The 18,237-nt window shown below is 38.6% G+C and carries 11 protein-coding genes; 5 read left to right on the top strand and 6 right to left on the bottom strand.

Annotated features, from left to right (window positions below; all coding sequences use genetic code 11):
- Position 1: 1 nt before the first annotated feature.
- Positions 2-643 (bottom strand): RsfA family transcriptional regulator, encoded by a 642-nt coding sequence (locus tag AC0VXV_RS02930; RefSeq protein WP_475530269.1) that lies wholly within the window; start codon positions 641-643, stop codon positions 2-4.
- A gap of 231 nt (positions 644-874) precedes the next feature.
- Between AC0VXV_RS02930 and AC0VXV_RS02935 the strand changes: the two genes are divergently transcribed.
- Together AC0VXV_RS02935 and AC0VXV_RS02940 are read left to right on the top strand one after the other, a co-directional pair.
- Positions 875-1,099: a YuzB family protein gene (locus AC0VXV_RS02935; protein WP_008404549.1), complete on the top strand. Its 225-nt coding sequence runs from the start codon at positions 875-877 to the stop codon at positions 1,097-1,099.
- Between the two features lie 129 nt (positions 1,100-1,228).
- Entirely contained in the window at positions 1,229-2,530 is a 1,302-nt protein-coding gene (locus AC0VXV_RS02940) for an HD domain-containing protein (protein ID WP_475531392.1), read from the top strand.
- A 218-nt stretch (positions 2,531-2,748) separates the two neighbouring features.
- Here the strand turns inward: AC0VXV_RS02940 and AC0VXV_RS02945 are convergent, their stop codons facing one another.
- Both AC0VXV_RS02945 and AC0VXV_RS02950 read right to left on the bottom strand, forming a co-directional pair.
- The gene (locus AC0VXV_RS02945; RefSeq protein ID WP_475530270.1) at positions 2,749-5,814 is read right to left on the bottom strand and encodes a hybrid sensor histidine kinase/response regulator; all 3,066 of its coding nucleotides are present in this window, start codon (positions 5,812-5,814) and stop codon (positions 2,749-2,751) included.
- 24 nt (positions 5,815-5,838) lie between these two features.
- Complete coding sequence (locus AC0VXV_RS02950; RefSeq protein WP_475530271.1) at positions 5,839-6,975, bottom strand: response regulator; 1,137 nt, start codon at positions 6,973-6,975, stop codon at positions 5,839-5,841.
- A 350-nt stretch (positions 6,976-7,325) separates the two neighbouring features.
- On the opposite strand from AC0VXV_RS02950, the gene AC0VXV_RS02955 reads away from it, so the two are divergent.
- Entirely contained in the window at positions 7,326-12,923 is a 5,598-nt protein-coding gene (locus tag AC0VXV_RS02955) for a collagen binding domain-containing protein (protein WP_475530272.1), read from the top strand.
- A 192-nt stretch (positions 12,924-13,115) separates the two neighbouring features.
- Here AC0VXV_RS02955 and AC0VXV_RS02960 read toward each other — a convergent pair whose 3' ends face one another.
- Positions 13,116-13,745 (bottom strand): class A sortase, encoded by a 630-nt coding sequence (locus tag AC0VXV_RS02960; protein ID WP_475530273.1) that lies wholly within the window; start codon positions 13,743-13,745, stop codon positions 13,116-13,118.
- Between the two features lie 117 nt (positions 13,746-13,862).
- A complete protein-coding gene (locus tag AC0VXV_RS02965; RefSeq protein ID WP_008404547.1) occupies positions 13,863-14,048 on the bottom strand; it encodes a 2-hydroxymuconate tautomerase in 186 nt (61 codons plus the stop codon).
- Between the two features lie 65 nt (positions 14,049-14,113).
- Between AC0VXV_RS02965 and AC0VXV_RS02970 the strand changes: the two genes are divergently transcribed.
- Complete coding sequence (locus tag AC0VXV_RS02970) at positions 14,114-14,626, top strand: YwhD family protein (protein ID WP_475530274.1); 513 nt, start codon at positions 14,114-14,116, stop codon at positions 14,624-14,626.
- A 307-nt stretch (positions 14,627-14,933) separates the two neighbouring features.
- Here AC0VXV_RS02970 and AC0VXV_RS02975 read toward each other — a convergent pair whose 3' ends face one another.
- Positions 14,934-16,991 (bottom strand): transglycosylase domain-containing protein, encoded by a 2,058-nt coding sequence (locus AC0VXV_RS02975; RefSeq protein ID WP_475530275.1) that lies wholly within the window; start codon positions 16,989-16,991, stop codon positions 14,934-14,936.
- Positions 16,992-17,318: 327 nt separating this feature from the next.
- On the opposite strand from AC0VXV_RS02975, the gene speB reads away from it, so the two are divergent.
- Complete coding sequence (speB, locus tag AC0VXV_RS02980; protein WP_475530276.1) at positions 17,319-18,191, top strand: agmatinase; 873 nt, start codon at positions 17,319-17,321, stop codon at positions 18,189-18,191.
- The last annotated feature ends 46 nt before the right edge of the window (positions 18,192-18,237 follow it).

The raw sequence follows: 18,237 nt of genomic DNA on the forward strand, positions 1-18,237 counted from the left end.
GCTAATATAGCGCTTCGCCTGAATCATTTAACGATGTTTGGGAAATCAAGTTGCCGTTACGCTCCATTTTGAATGTTGGCGTGGCCTCGGTATCTGTTTCTAGTGCTACAAGTCGTCTTGCACGGTTCATAATAGAAACAAACTGCTCGTAATCTTCTTTAATCGCTTTATTCTCTTTTTGCAGTGCTGTCAGCTGTTGCTCGAGTTGATTTTTCTGTTCCGTTAATAGTGATGTCAATTTACGCCATTTCAATAAATCCTGCTCATTTGAATTCGTATGCTGCAGTTGTACTAAGTATGCAATGACGATATCGAGTGATAATGCCGATAATGGAATCGATGTTGGCTGATTTTCATTTGACGGCAGTAAGTATACTGGTGTTGTTCTGCGTTTTGTAGCCGTATTCATCATGCGCATACGTTCTTTGCGTTCCTTTTTCGCCTGTGCCAGATCTTCTTCATAAATGCGTCGGACTACGGCATTCCAGCGGAAACCGCAAGCTGCTGCTGTTCGATTTAGTAAATCTCCAGCTTCTTCAAATGCATTTAATTGTGTACTTCCTTCTTTTACATGGCGCAAAACAGCCTCTGCTAACAGCTCATCATTCTCTTTCACCCATGCATCTTGTCTTGTTTTTGTCATCAAAAACTCCCCCTGATTAATAATAGTTTTGTTGTTGTAAATCTATCATGTCCAAAGGGGAAAACATTTATTCAATATATCGTAAATTGTTGCTAGAATGATGAGAAATATGTTCCTAGCAGAACTTTGACCGGAATTGCTAGGATAATGCTTGAATGAAATAAGTAAAATAAGATACAATAGCAAATAGGTTAAAACAGCGAAAATAGCTCATAGAGAGGTGTTGACACTATGGCAAACTTATTCCACGTTTGCGATGAATGTCAGGCCGTTAATTTAAAGACGTTAATTCCAAAATTAAAAGAAATTGATCCAGAAGCAACGATTGAAATTGGCTGTCATTCATATTGTGGTCCCGGCCGCAAAAAAACATTTACATTTGTAAATAACCGTCCAGTTGCCGCATTAACTGAAGAGGAGTTAATGGTAAAGGTACTCGACAAATTGAAAAAATAACAGCGTAAAAAGGACGCGTTCTGAAATATTTTCAGAACACGTCCTTTTTGCGTTTTCGGCGGATTCATTTCTATTTCAATGACAACTCACTTATAATGATGTTAAGAGATAAGGAGGTGGGCTATGTTGATGACATATGCAAAAACAAAACTGCAAGAGGAAAAAGTTTTTAAAGACCCTGTCCATCGCTATATTCACGTTCGGGATCAAGTCATCTGGGATTTGGTCAAAACAAGAGAATTTCAAAGACTACGCCGTATCAAGCAGCTTGGTACGACGTATTTAGTATTCCACGGAGCTGAACATAGCCGATTCAATCACTCATTAGGAGTTTATGAAATTGTCCGTCGTATTGTGGATGATGTATTTAAAGGAAGAAAAGAATGGGATGAGTCCGAGCGTTTACTCGTATTATGTGCCGCGTTACTGCATGATTTGGGGCACGGTCCGTTCTCCCATGCATTTGAAAATGTATTTGAAACAGACCATGAATATTTTACGCGCCAGATTCTGCTAGGGGAGACAGAGGTAAATGCAGTGCTCCGTCGAGTGGCAGATGACTTCCCTGAAAAAGTTGCGCAAGTGATTGAAAAAACGTATCCCAATGAATTGGTTGTCAGCCTGATTTCCAGTCAGATCGATGCTGACCGTATGGATTACCTCCAGCGCGATGCGTATTATACAGGTGTCAGCTACGGCCATTTTGATATGGAGCGCATCATGCGTGTTATGCGTCCGCGCGATAATGGAGTTGTTATAAAAGAAAGCGGAATGCATGCGGTCGAGCACTACATCATGAGCCGCTACCAAATGTATTTGCAAATATATTTCCACCCGGTATCAAGAAGTGCTGAAGTCGTGCTGAACCATATATTAAAACGGGTGAAAGTGCTGTGCAAAAACGATTATCCATTTAAATATGAGCCGACGCCTTTTATATCTTTTTTCAGAGGGAATGTTACATTGGAAGACTATATTGCACTTGATGAAAGTATCATGCTGGCGTATTTCCAATTTTGGATGAAAGAAGATGATGAGATTTTACGGGATCTATGCCGAAGATTCGTCAACAGGAAACTGTTTCAATATACGAATTTGAATCCTTACAAGCAGCCGGAAGTATATGCACAGCTGCAACGATTATTTTTACAGGCGGGTATTGACCCGGAATATTATTTAGTGCATGATTCTACATCGGATTTACCGTATGACTTTTACCGCCCTGGTATTGAAGGGACGAAAAAGCCGATATACTTGCTTATGCAAGACGGAAAGCAGCGTGAACTATCGGAGGAAAGCCAAATCGTTGAAGCAATTGCCGGTCGCATCAAGGTGGACCATAAAGTGTATTATCCGGAAGAGCTATTTACAGATGAGCGGATCCCGGTCGAATTGCGAGAGGAAATTCAGGAATTATTAAAAACTATATAACGGAAATAAAAGAAAGAAGGTATTTTGTAAGTTTTTACTTATGAGATATCTTTTTATTACTGCTTTATGCAACAGGTTAAGAGTAGAGTGGCGCTTAAAGAGATAACTAGTAACTCTAATGATAAGAGATGATAATGGGAAAGGGAAATAAGGAATAAATCAAAAGACTTATCCCTATTGTTTAATATTGTTTCGCTACTCTCAACAGCATGTTCGTACTATTGTTTCATTATACGAAATGACACATTTGTCCCTTTGTCTAATTGACTTTCAATCTGAAGCCCCTCGCCGAAAAGTTGTTTTAGACGGTGGTTCGTATTTGCTATACCGATCCCTTGTTTATGCTTATACGGTCTTAAAAGAATTTCGTCAATATGAGTGGCCGTCATTCCGATCCCATTATCTTTAATGGAAACTACATCGCAATCTTCATCATTTACTACAGATATCGTAACTTTTCCGCCTTCCATTTTTTTTAATATGCCATGATTTACGGCATTTTCAACGAGCGTCTGAATAGATAAAGGGGGCACAAATATGCCGTGCAATGTCTCCAATTCCCAAGAAACGTCGAGGCGGTCTCCAAATCTTGTGCATTCTATAAAGAGATAGGATCGAACTAGTTCAAGCTCATCTTCTATAGGAATGAGGCTTTTAATGTTATTTACGTTAAAGCTTCTTCGAAGGTAGTTTCCAAACTCGTGCAGCATTTCAACCATATGCAAAGGATTAGATTCACCCAAAGATGCGACTGTGTTTAACGTATTATAAAGGAAATGTGGTTTAATTTGAGCCTGTAAATAAGCTGCTTCTAAACGTAGTTGTTCTTTCATTGCCTTTTTTTGCGCAAGCAGTGTTTGGACGCGGGCCCGTAGCTCAAGGGCATTCGTTGGTTTCGAAACATAGTCATTCGCCCCGGCAAGGAAGCCGGCATAGACATCCGACGGCTGAGTTCTCGCAGTCAACAGTAAGATAGGCAATTCGGCAATAGTATATTGCTCGCGAATGGCCTTACATAATTCATACCCTGACATTTGTGGCATCATCACATCGGAAATAATAAGATCCCAATTTCCGGACTTCATTTTTTTAAGCGCATCTTCACCACTCACGGACGTATAAACATTGTAAAGCTCTCCGAGAATATTGCTAATAACCTTTAAGTTAATCGGATCGTCATCCACAATAAGAATATTGTCTTCGGGATGAATTCTTTGCTCATCAGTCGCTAATTGCTGTTTGTCAAAAATATGATTATTACTAGGTAAAGTAGGCAAAGGATAAGTGACAGATGCGGACATTTCATTTTCAAAAGACATATAGGTACGTTCGACAAGTGGTAAAGTGAAAGTGAAGGTCGTCCCTTTATCAATTTCCGATTGTACTGCAATTGTGCCTTCATGAAGTTCGATTAATTGTTTGGCTATACTTAAACCGAGCCCAATTCCGTCCTGGTTAACCTTTTCAGAACGTTCATATCGAATGAAGATTCGCTTAATGTCATCTTCATTCATACCGATCCCCGTATCGCAAATGAATATCGTAGCCATATTCTCATCGTGACTTGCACTAATTGTGATGCTTCCTTCATTTGTAAATTTGACCGCATTATGGAGCAAATTAAACAAGATTTGGACAAGCCTGCTCTCATCGGCAAAGATAGGTGGGAAAGAGGCAGGAATATCAGATGTAATTTTCAATGTGCTTTTGCTGTCTATGAAATGGATCATATCAATAACACCGGATGTCACACTATGTATATCAAGCGGTCTTTGCTTTAATTGGATGCGTCCTTCTTCCAATTTATTAATATCCAGTAAATCGTTCAATGTAAAGACCATTCGATTGCCAATCTGCAAGAGCAGTTTCAAATTTTCTTTGTTTCTCTCTGATAACTTTGATGTCTCGCTTTCCAAAACCGTATGGGCAATATTCAGTATGCCATGCAATGGATTGCGTAATTCATGGGATGTATTTGCAAGAAAAATATCTTTCTGAATATCTACTTTTACAAGCTTGTCGTATTGTTCATTGTTCAATCTCATCACACTAATATGACGTCTCAGCAACAATAGGACAATTACAATAATGGAAATGATATAATCAAACGGATAAAAGGGAATATTGACAACAAGTGTTTTGGTAGCGGTTCCCCAAGCCCCATTTGACAGGAAGCAAACCAAATAAAAGAGAATAAATAAGCCATCCATATTTCCTTCCGAAATAGCCGATACTGTAGGAACTATCAGTTGAAAAGCAATAAAAATAGCATAAACCATTAATAGTATTTGCATAGAAGTATAGTGTAAAGCAGAAGTTGTCAGCGAGATTGCAGCCAAAGGGATGAACAACACATATAAAGCACTCGAAATTTTCGACTTGATTTTATAAAGCTCATTGACAAATTTAAGCGTTAACAGGAGCAAACCGATTAGAAGCACCATTAGTACTCTGATGTAAAGAGCATTTTCTATAGGAAGATGTAAAAGTACATTATCATCGATTAAAATGAGAAATCCATTTAAAGCGAGCAACAGGCTGACATAAATCAGCTCTTTTTCATATAGCCCTTTCCCGAGGAAATAGATTATTAAAGCATAAAAACTGTGCAGAAAGAAAATAATTCCGACAAGCAGCTGTAATGAATCTGATAAGTTTTCCTCCTTTGCAATAGCCGATTGAAGCCCAAAGTAGACAGAATCTATTAATCCTCCAGAATTGATACTGTCAAAGTTGGATACTTGTATAACTAAATCTATTTCATTGGCATCGGTAGGAAATACAGCTGTCATCGGTCCTTGTATTTTGATTTTTTTTATAGGATGTTTATGAGCTAAGTTTTCTGTATTAATCAGTTCTCCATTCACGTAAATACTTGCATAGGAGCTGAATTCTTTTAACTGAAAGCCATAAATCGCTTCTTTTTGATGAAGAGGGAGCAAGATTTTGAGCCTGTAGGAGCCATAACCTATTGCAGGCTCATTTTGTTCACCCAACTCTTTTTTCCAATTGCCGGGCACCTGTATATACTGTTGTTCGGTTCTTTCGCCAAGTTTATCGTCAATAATAAAAGTCGAAGGATAAAAATCCCACTCGCCATTTAAAAATACAATTTCATCCTCTGTGAGTGTTTCATTACGCAAATCAACAATGCCCATTTTGGCGTTTTGATGTGTAGACGAATTGAAATATAGGAGCCATCCAATTCGTAAAGCAAGTATGCATAAGATGAAGCAACCAACACTTAACACTATTTTTTTCGATTTTTTATCTCTTACAATCAAAGTTTTTCGCCTTTCATTTTATGATCATTTATTTTGAAGGGGTAGTTTGGACCACTTACTATACCAATCATAAAGCTCTTTCCCCACTTCAATCTGCAGTTCATCCATTGCTGTTTCATATTGTCCGTAATAGTAGGAAACAAGTGAATAGTTCCCGATTTTGTCTAATGCTTTGAGTAATGAGTAAACTGTTGCTTCATCATTCGGTTGGACAGTAAAAACATTGATATACCAGTTTACTGCTTGCTGAATATTATTTTGCTGTTCATAATAACAAGCAATTTTTATCGCTCGATCTATGTACAATTGTTCTAAACGGTGGCGTTCTGCTTCTGCCCAGATGTAGCTATATTTTTCCAAATAGGCCCCATTGTATAACGCCATCACCTTTTCGAAAGCTTCGATATTTCCTTCATGCAATTGCGGATATAAATCCAACTGTGCTTCCCATACGATTAAATCAATCGTTATATTATTGAGAGTGAGGGTATAGCCTTCATCGGTACTTTCTATTATTAAATTATTTTTATACGGAGCAAGCGTCTTTCTGATATGGTAGATGAGCGTATACAGACGCGAATAACTTTTTTCCGATAATTCGTCTGGCCAAAGTAATTCCGCCAATTCGGATTTTAATATACTTCTTTCTTTTTTATGTAGCAAATAGAGAAATAGCTCCTTCATCTTAACAGTACGCCATTTTGGACGAATAATGGTTCCGTCTGCGAGTTCAAATTTCAATTCCCCGCTAACATGCACGATAATAGATTCAGCATCTTTTCTGGAAGGTGAAACATGAGAAGAATAAACTGTTTCGAGTCGCTCGCAGGTTTTACGCAAACGATCAATTCGTACGGGTTTTACTAAATAATCAAATGCATTAAGCTCGAATGCCTCAGCAGCATAATTATTATGTGCTGTTACAAAAATGATTTTCAGCACTGGGTTAATTTTTAGTAATTCTGCAGCCAAATCAACACCATGAATACAAGGCATGTCCATATCCAGAAAGACGATATCCATCTGTTTCACCAAATTTTTATTTTGATTTGGATTAAAAGTTTGAAACTTCCCTTCTACAGTAATATTTCCGACCTTTTTTATTATATTTTCCAAGTATTCCAATGCGAGCTGTTCATCATCAATAAGAATTGCTTTCATTCCATTATGACCTCCGCTGGTAAAGATATAATTAATTCTACCTTAAATTAACAAATATAGTCTATTTATATTCATATGTAAAAGAAATCTTGTATATTTGCTGTTGCATTTTTCTATAGATATAATGCCCGCCGTATGTTCCACTAGACCATTGACAAGAATAGGGACTTAAATTCCAATAAGGAGATTTATGAATTCGAATCATTTATGTATTTATGTGCTGATTTGTACAGATTTTGTACAGAGTATCCGCGTAATATCGAGATGGTTGGAAACTTAGAAAGGTAGGGGGGATATAGTAAAAGCATATTATAATTTTTTATTAAAATAAAAAGGAGGCTATACGGGGAATGAGAAAACTGAATATCGCAATATTGACCATATTGCTTGTGTTCCAAACCATTTTAGGTCCGATTGGTTCTTATAATACCGCGTTTGCGAGTGAGCCGGATCCGTCTGTGCCAGCAAGCACTGATACAGATGCTGAAAATGCCAATGCTATAGACGAGATTGTAACGGAAGAACCAGTATCGGAAGAGGAAGTATCTGAGGAGAACCCGACAGACGAGCCAACACCAGGAGATGAAACGTCTGAGGAGAACCCGACAGACGAGCCAACACCAGGAGATGAAACGTCTGAGGAGAACCCGACAGACGAGTCAACACCAGGAGATGAAACATCTGAGGAGAATCCGACAAAAGAACCAACAGCGGGAGAGGGGGAAACTGAAAAACCCGGATTTCCTGTGCCGTTATCTTTAAGTGACATGCAAAGTGATGTAGAACTAAGCTTCGTCAATTTAATTACAGGTGGTTCTACCATTACGAATGCTCAAGAAGCAGAGGGTATCGAACCAATGCTGGGGCAGGAAGTAGAACTAAACTATGCATTTGCTATAGAGGCAACTCAAAAATATGATGTAGGTTCGTCATTTAGTTTTGAATTGCCAAATGCACTATTAAATTTCAACCAAGGCGGCTTGAATGGCAAAGTTATCCTAGAAGATGGGGATATTGAATTCGATTATGCAACGGTAGAAAATACGGTTACCGTTACCTTAACTAATGGAACAATTGAGGATGGTAATAATCTTGATGGCCAGCTTAGATTCAGCGCTTTATTTTCTGAAACAGGAGCACAGGAAGGTTTTGAGCAGGAGCTGGTAATTCCGGTTATCGGTAAAGATTCAGTGACACTTCCTTTTACATTTAAACCACAAATTGACGGGAATAAGCAACCGTTAACAAAGTCTGGAGCTGCTAAAATTACAGATGGAGAGCGTTTTATAGACTGGACTGTTTGGGTGAATGAAGATGGTCACCTTTTAAATAATGCCATTATTGAAGACGCTCTTGGCGAGGGACACGAACTTTCAGGCGACGTAACGATTGAACGTTATCCATTCAATTTGACGGGTCAGTCGTCTGCTGCTGATTACACAGGCAAAGTCGACAGCTTATCAGAGATTAAATTGGATAATGGGTATTATGCTTATAAACTCACATATACAACGAAAGTAACGCGTGTCGCTACAAAGGAAAGGGAAGAATTCAGAAATGCGGTGACATTTTATAATAATGGCTCCACTGTAGCTTCAAAAAATATCCCGGTAAACCATGTATACGGCACGAAGCTCGCTAAGCGGGGGTTAGGTACAGATAAATACGGCGTAAAATGGGAAATTAAATACAACTTCTTCGGTTCTAAATTTGAGAGTAATACGATTACAGATAAAGTAACGGGACCCCATATTATTAAAGCCGATACTGTTAAAGTTTACTCTGTAACAGTAGATACAGCAGGAAATGGGACAAAAGGGGCGTTAGTTAGTCCACAACCATCTCACACTCTTTCTGCTGACGAAAAAACGTTAGATATTAGTTTAGCCTCTCCTAATGGGGAAGCGTATATTATTGAATATGAGACAGAACTTAATGATGAGTTTTATACAGGTCAAGACGGAACTCGAGTAGAGAATACAGTAAGCTATGATGGGGTAAGCGCCAAAGACGGATTCAACATCTCGGAAAATATTTTCCATAAAACTTTAGCTTCGATTGATTATGATAAGAAGGAAATTACTTGGACATTAACAATCAATGCGGAAAAAGCAATGAAGGACGTTGTAATTACCGATACTTTTGCTAAGATTGACGGCAAAACTCGTCAAACTCTTATTGAAGACAGTTTTACAGGTGGCGTATCACCTGATGATATTCAAAAAGATGATGATGGCTATACTGACAGTTTTAAGTTAATACTAGGGAATCTTCCAGAAGGCAAGAAAACAATTACCTATAAAACAAAGTTTGCTATTGATGCAAATGGCGCAACGTATGGAATTTATAAAAATACAGCTGAATTGGGTTGGGAAAGTACAAATCCAGCTAATACAAATTCTTATGCTTTAACAAAGCAAGCACAATACGATCCAGGTACTAGCCCGACTGGTCGAAATGGTTATAAAGAAGGCTCATTTGATCATGTAGAGCAAAAATTCAACTGGAAGCTGGCAGTCAATATTAATAAACAGGAAATTAACGGTGCCATTTTAACAGACATGATTGAAGAAGGCCATAAATTAGTACCTAACACTGTAAAAGTTTATAAACTAAACTTAACAACTGGAGAAAAGGGACAAAAGGGCGAAGAATTAGCAACAGGTCGAACTATTGTTGAAAATGAAAAAGGGTTTACAGTCACATTTACAGAGTCTACACAAGATGCATATATTGTGGAGTATCAGACAGAAGATGAGGACGATATTATTGGCCATAAGAATGCCGGAACTTATGGAAACTCGGCTAAATTTGTTACAGCCGGTCATTCCGGAAAAGAATTCTTATTTGATGCAAAAGCAACAGTCCAGCATGCCAATAAATTAATCAGTAAGGGTTTACCTGCTCAAAACGTTAATGAGGAAACGATTACTTGGACAGTAAAATTGAATGAATCACATTCTTCATTAGGTGATTCGATAACTTTATCAGATAAAATGTCTTCTAACCAAATGATATTAAAAGATAAATTTGAAGTAAGAGAAATCAAAATGGATGCTGCGGGAGCCCATTCTTATGGAGATTGGACATCCGTAACACCTACATTTAATGATGTGGAAAATAGTTTTACTCTTGATTTCGATCTGAATCAAAAAGGTTGGGAAGTACGGTATAAAACATTCTTCACAGGTGGACCGGAGGATGTATTTTCAAACGAGGCTTCGATTACCTATGCAGGTGCTAACGATGAAGCAAAAAATAATGCAAAGCAAGAAAATATTAAGTTTAACTTCAATGATTCTGAAGGCTCGATTTCCGCCAAAAAGGGGGATTTGAAAATTCAGAAAGTCGGTTACAATCCGGTAACGGGTGAAAGGAAGAACCTTGGAGAAGTAGAATTTATTTTATACAACCGTGCAGGAACAGTTGAACTTCAGCGAGGCACAACAAATGAAAATGGGATTGTAGAATTTAACACAGTTCGGTACGGTTATTACAAGTTAGTAGAGAGTACCCTGTTGGATGGCTATAAACCAATCGATTCCCAGGAAATCCGTATTTCAGATACAACGAACTTCAATGAAAATGGCGGGAAGTACTTTGAAGTGATAAATGAAGCTGATGGACCTGCAGCAAGCTGTTCGGTTTTTGAAATTGAAGTGAAAGATATTGACGGTAATTTAATTACAGAAGGTTCAATTACTTTAAAAAACACAAAAACTGATGCCGAAACGACACACACAGTAGGCTCTTCGGGAAAAGTAACATTACCAGAAAGTTTCCCGGCAGGGGAGTATAAAGTTACACACGCAACTGAAGGCGAGCTAAATAATGTTTCGGTTAAATATGATAGAGACTGTAAAGACACAGTTCAACCATTCCCTTCATGTGAACAGTTTACTTTAGTTATTAAGGATGCAAACGGAGATAACCGTACCGATATTTCTAAAATTACTTTAAAGCAAAATAATTCAGCAGTAGCTGAGACAACAGTAAATACAAATGGTCAATTTATATTTGCTTCTAACGTTAAAGATTCTGAAAATGGATTGAAACCAGGTACTTATGATGTATACGAAGATAAGCAGTTCTTAGGGACAGTGGAAATATCGTATAAAGAAATATGTGGTACAGAATTAGAAATAAATTATGCTCCAAAATGCCCGATTTTCACATTGACTGTTAAAGATGCAGATGGAAAACCAGTAAGCGGAAAAACAGTAATTGTAAAATCTGAAGATGGCAGTAAAACAATTCCGGTTACTGGCCCGACTGACAGTGGGGGTAATGTAACACTGAATGATTTGGAGCCAGGTAAATATACCGTTTACGATCCAGACGGTATAACTGAAATAGGCAAATTCACAACAACTACAGATTGCAAAGCAGAAGTGCAACCAAATCCAAGTTGTCCAATATTTGTTTTGACTGTAAAAGATGAAGACGGAAATTTACCTGCAGGGACTGTAGTGATTTTAACGGATTCAACAAATGAATTTGAATCTACAGTTGGCGAAAATGGAGAGATTCAACTAGCTACTACAACTCCATCTGGTAAGTATAAGGTTACAATTAAAGAAACAAATAAAGAATTAGGTGAATTTACTTTAAGTTATACTACAAATTGTGAAGCTACAGTAGAATTACCGAAATCATGTTCTATATTCATCATCACTGTCAAAAATCCAGATGGAACACCAAAGCAAAATGCAGAAGTGATTGTAGAAGATAGCTCTGGTAAAGTAATAGCTTTAACAGTATCAACAACCGATGCAGAAGGTAAAATCCAATTACCAAAAGATCAAGCCCCAGGAATCTATTCGGTTTATGAAGTAAATTCTAATGGAGAAAAAGCTGATAAAATTGGAGATGTAAAAGTAACATATACATCGGATTGTAAAGCTGATGTAATTAAAAATGCTTGTACGAAATACACATTAACAATTAACAACTCTGGTGCACAACCAGTTGGAGCAGATGTAAGAATTGTTATTAAAAAAGCGGATGGTACAGTTGTAGCAAGTTCAGTGACAAACGCAGCAGGTCAAATTGAATACAGTAAGGTTGAGGGTACACTTCAACAAGGTGAAACATACAAAGTATTTAATGGTGCTGGGGTGGAACTAGGCACAATTACTATAAGTTATATTAATGAAATTTGTGGAGCTGTAGTAGAAGTTCCAACGAATTCCTGCCCAATCTTTACTTTAACAGTTCAAGATTTATATGGCATCAAACGTCCAAACATTACAGTGATGATAAAAGATGCAAATGAAAACACAATTGCAACAGGCACAACAGATGCGGATGGGAAAGTAACGGTTCCATATACAGTTGTACCAGGTACGTACAAAGTTTATGAAGGTACAACATTATTAGGGACAATTACAACAATAACTTGTGAAGCGGTATTCAAACCTGTTTATCCAGTGATACCACCATCAGGTGGGGGAGGCGATACACCGCCACCGACAAACCCAAGTGAGCCGGAAAAGCCAGGCACACCACCGACAAACCCAGGTGAGCCGGAAAATCCAGGCACACCACCGACAAAGCCAGGTGAGCCGGAAAAGCCAGGCACACCACCGACAAACCCAGGTGAGCCGGAAAAGCCAGGCACACCACCGACAAGCCCGGGTGAGCCGGAAAAGCCAGGCACACCACCGACAAGCCCGGGTGAGCCGGAAAAGCCAGGCACACCGCCGACAAATACAGGTGAGCCGGAAAAGCCAGGCACATCGCCGACAAATACAGGTGAGCAAGAGAATGTAAGTACACCGCCAACAAACATAGGGAAGCCGACAGAGCAAGTAAAAACTAAAATAGTATCAACTGCAAAGTTACCTCAAACAAATGGTAACTTCAGCACAGCGACAACACTATTTGGTTTAGCATTATTAGCAGCAGCTGCCTTGTTAATAGTACGACGTAAAAAATTATTAAAATAAATGCAAAAACTGACCAACAAGGGTTTTCTGTTGGTCAGTTTTTTTGAGAGAGAAGGAAAACAACACAAACCAAGTAATCTTCGTGATTTGTATTGTTAGTAGTAAGTAGCCATAAAATCAATTACATTAAAGTTCGGTCCAACTATAAATTGAAAAATAATACTAACAATTAAAAAGTGATGAAGAGCCCTCCTATTTTATTGGATACGACTGAACCCATTCACCTTGAACAAGCAATCGCTTTGTTCCGGCTTCAGCACATGTAATTAATGTTAAAAGTACCTTGTCTTCCACATCATCAATTACGTGTACATCCGAATCCTTAATTACTTCAATCGTGGAAATTTTATATTCATGTACAAAATCTTTATCGCTAATGTAGGCAAGATCACCAATTTTTACATGATAGAGCGGCCCGAAAAGGATATCTTTATTTTCAATATAATGACTAGCTAACGCATAATTTCCTATACCTGGTAACTGTTCCGGTTTTAAAGTTCCGGCTCCCAGGGTAATGATTGACTCTGATACACCTTTTCCAATCGGGAGCTCCAAATTAACCGAGGGAATCGCAATGGAACCAATTACTGAGAAGTCTTTCTTATTTAACTGTGCTTTTAGTACGTCTGCAATTTCCAAAGATTGAACAGTTTGAAATTCAAAGTTTGCCTCTTGGACATCATCAACGGAAATGAATTCTTTCTCGACTAATGCTTCACTTCCAGTTGATATAAGTAAATTTTGAAGCGGATAATGAAATGTAAAAGCGAGTCCAAGGACAGCGAATATAACGATAAAAAAAACGGATAAATTATTCTTCATAAGTTTATAACCAAATTTCTTATTTAAATGATAGTTGCAATCAGTTTTAATAGGGCGTAATTAAAAAAGAGAATCCATTTATGATTCTCTTTCAATCCTGCTGAAAAGAATTTCTGATTACTGGTCGCTATAGCGTACGCCACCTTTTGCATAGTGGTTTTTAGACATTTCTTCAATAATGATTGATACATTTTCTACTGGTGCGTCAACTGTTTTAGAAACAGCTTGTGTAACTTCTTCAACGAGCGCGCGTTTTTGTTCATCTGTGCGGCCCTCAATCATTTTAATTGTAACGATTGGCATAAAGTCGCCTCCTAGTTAAAATATAGTGTATAGTATTTATATTAGCGTATTTGGAGGGATTTACAATGGCAAATGAAGAAAAATCGAAACCGAAAATGGGTTTTACGATAATAAAAAATGACCCTACCGATGGGCATAAAGGATTCGGTATTGGTTCACTTTCTTTGGAAAATGTTTCGCCGGTCATTGTCGATGTCGCGGAAGGTACAGCAGTTGTTGACATCGGAGCAATGCATGCGAAAAGTGAAGTAGAGCGCGGCATTAAGTTTACGATGAACCGTGAAGACTCAGCAGGCGGAAAAGATTACTGGCTTGTATGGGTAACGATTGACCATAAAGAGTCAGGTGCTTATTTTGCTGGTGTAACGGCTTGTGAAATGGTCGTGAACCGTGAAAAACGCCGTGGCTACAAAATTTTGGCTGACCATGTGAACAAAATGGATAAATCGATGAAGCGCCACATTATTGTGGATCATATGGATGAGCCATCAAAGAAAATACTGGCTGACTTCCTGAAAAGCCACAATGAAGAAATGTGGAACAACAGTGAAGAGAAATTGAGACAGGATTTAGCATAATACTGCATTCTTTAGTGACTCTATATTTTATAAGAAATATCACACAATTAAGTGAACAATATGTGACATTTCAAAAACTACAAAAATCCGTGGTTGAAACTGGTTCTAAAAGAAAGTAAACTGAATTTAAAGCTTGCGAAATAGTAGGCTAGGACATGTGGGAAATGAAACAGGTTGAGCAGTATGCGGCATTTGAACCTTCCCAAGCCGAATGCCCCATGGTTCTCAACCTTTCATTCACCACAATAGAAAAGCTCTTTCGTGTCACGGACTAGAACCGGATACGAAAGAGCTTTTTTAATTATATTTATTCCCAAAAGTTCCGCAATGCTTCAAAAGGCAATGATTCAAAGAAATTGCCCCATGAATCCTGATTGAAGAGATCAAATGATGCACAAGATTCTTTTGGTACATCTTCGGTCTTCATGTAAATAACACGTTGGCTTGAGCATGATTCGTGCGCCAGTTTACCTGTACGAATATCGACAGTTACAGGCTCTACACCGCTTGGCATTGTAAATGTTTCGTTCGCCTTTCCATCAAGTGCTGTTTCCATAAAATCAATCCACACTTGCTTAGATGCGGCCATATCTGCCTGAACGGATAATGTTTTGCCTTGGTCATAGCCATTCCATACACCCGCAGTTAAGCTCGGTGTGAAGCCGATCATCCATTGGTCACTGTTTGTCGTTCCAGATTTGGCTGCATATGTGTGACTCATACGTGAACGCAATGATAACCCGGTTGCAGGAGAATAATCACTGAATACAGGGTCGAACATACCTGTCATCATTTGCGTTAAAATGAATGCATCCTGTTTGGAAATAACTTGTTCTTTTTCAGGTTTCTTATATTTGTAAACGACTTTTCCTTTTGCATCTGTAATCGACAATACAGTAGTTTGTTGTCGTTTTTCTCCGCCTGCAGCAATGATGTTATAGGCGTTTGTTAAATCATAAAGCGAGTTTTCTGCAGTTCCGAGTGCAATGGACGGTATATCTTTTTCGGAATAGTTAAGTCCGAACCGTTTTTGCACATCTCGGAAAGATCGGTAACCGATGTTTTCCAGTGCTTTCACCGCGTAAATATTATCGGAAATCGCCAATGCCTGTGCCATGGAAAGCTCGTGATCAGCGTATTTTTTATTGACGTTTTGCGGTGTATAAGTTGCTCGTCCACTATCATACGTAAAGGTTGTTTCACTCACATCCAGGAAGGACATCGGATTGAAATCCTTTTCCAGTGCTGCCGCATACAATATCGGCTTGATGGCAGAACCCGGCTGACGGTTACCTAACGCAACACGGTTAAACGAACTTACACTGTAATCACGCCCGCCGACAAGTGCTGTTACAAAACCAGTATCAGCTTCCATACTCACAAAGCCAACTTGCAATTCGCTGTTTGGCATATTCGTTTTGATCGCATTTTCCGCTGCGCGTTGGTGTGCCTGGTTGAGTGTTGTTTGAATCGTCCAGCCACCTTCACTAATACTCAAGTTTTTCTCTTCTAAAATATCGCTTGCTTCTTCCCATACAACATCCAAGAAGTAAGGTGCAATTGATTTTGTCGCAATCCACTCATCGCTTTTCAGGGCAACCTGCTCTGATGTGGCACGAGTTTTTTCGTCGTCTGTAATTTTCCCTTGTTCATTCATTAAACGCAAAATTACTTGCTGGCGATTTGTCGCCTTTTCCAAGTTATTAAGCGGTGAATAATACGTCGGTCCTTTTGGCACGCCCGCAAGCATTGAAGCTTCGGCCAATGTCAGGTCCTTTGCGGATTTGCCGTAGAAGTAACGGCTTGCTGCTTCGGCACCATACATTCCGTGTCCGTAATAAACCGTATTTAAATAGCCTTCTAAAATTTCTTCTTTTGAGTAAAATAACTCCAACCGATATGCAAAAAGGGCTTCGTTTAATTTCCGGTTCCATGTTTTTTCATGGGTTAAATATAGGTTACGTGCATATTGCTGTGTCAGCGTACTGGCACCTTGCACTTTACTTCCGGCTTTAATATCTGCCAAAACGGCACCTGCAATCCGGGAAAAGTCAAAACCGCTATGCTCGAAGAAATCTTTATCTTCTACCGCAACAGTAGCATCAATTAAGTAAGGTGAAATTTCATCAAGGTCTGTCCAGTAACGACGCTCCTTTGTAAAATAGTCACCAATTTGATTATGGTCGCTATCTAAAAAAATTGAAGCTTTCGGAACGGTAAGTGGCGGTGCTCCGGCAACTTGTGCATATATACGTAATGAAAGGAACATAACAGCGAAAAAACATAAAAGGGCAATCATAAAGAGTCCGATTTTTTTTGCGAAATTTTTTCGCTTTTTTCGTTTTTTATATTGCTGTCTTTTCAAGTTTTTCCACCTCATTTCTTATTTAATAGAGAGCAATATAAATTTAATGAATTACAAAAAGTAATGAAAATTCTATTGCACTTTTAATGAAAACAACTATACTTTTTCGTAGCGCATCTTACGAATTTAGTCGTATATGCAGCTATTACAAAAGCAATCCATAATGTCGAATTATGTCAGTTGCACTTAATTATACGAAAATAGCGAAACAAAAGTTTCATATGTTAGATTTAGTATGAGCAATATCTTCTATCGCTATGCATTCTAAATTAAGAAATCGATTTATAATACGCAATTTAAAATAGAGAAAGGTAAAGGTGACTGTAAATGAGATTTGATGAAACTTACGCAGGGAATATGTTTATTAAAAGCCACCAAAACTATGAAGAAAGTAAAGCTGTTTTATACGGCATGCCAATGGACTGGACAGTAAGTTACCGTCCAGGCCAACGTTTTGGTCCGGCCCGAATTCGTGAAGTATCGGTTGGTCTGGAAGAATACAGTTTTTACTTAGACCGTGAGCTGGCAGATGTACCGTTTTTTGATGCGGGCGATATTCCACTGCCATTCGGTAATCCGGAAAAATCATTAACAGAAATTAAGACGTTTGTCCGTCAAGTACTGGCAGACGACAAAGTTCCAGTAGGGATGGGCGGGGAGCATTTAGTATCACTGCCGGTAATGGAAGCTGTATATGAAAAGTACGAAGATTTAGCAATCATCCACTTTGATGCACATACAGATTTACGTACAGATTACGAAGGGGAGCAATACTCACACGCAACACCAATTCGTAAAATTGCGGATACAATCGGACCTGAAAATGTCTACTCATTCGGGATTCGTTCAGGCTTAAAAGAAGAGCTGCAATGGGCTAAAGAAAACGGCATGCACATTTCATTATTTGAAGTATTCGAGCCGTTAAAGCAAGTACTGCCTACATTAAAAGGACGCAATGTTTATGTAACAATCGACATTGACGTATTGGACCCTGCACATGCACCTGGGACAGGCACTGTTGATGCTGGCGGTATTACACCTAAGGAGCTATTAGCATCAATCCATGAGATTGCACGCTCTGAAGTAAATGTTGTTGGCTTTGACCTAGTTGAAGTTGCACCAATTTATGACCACTCAGAAATTACAGTAAATACAGCTGCAAAACTAATTCGCGAAATGATTTTAGGCTGGGTGAAGTAGTAGAGGGCTTAGAAAGTCAGTAATACCAAGGGGGAAGTGGGGTGAA

Source organism: Solibacillus sp. iso_87 (assembly GCF_056173085.1).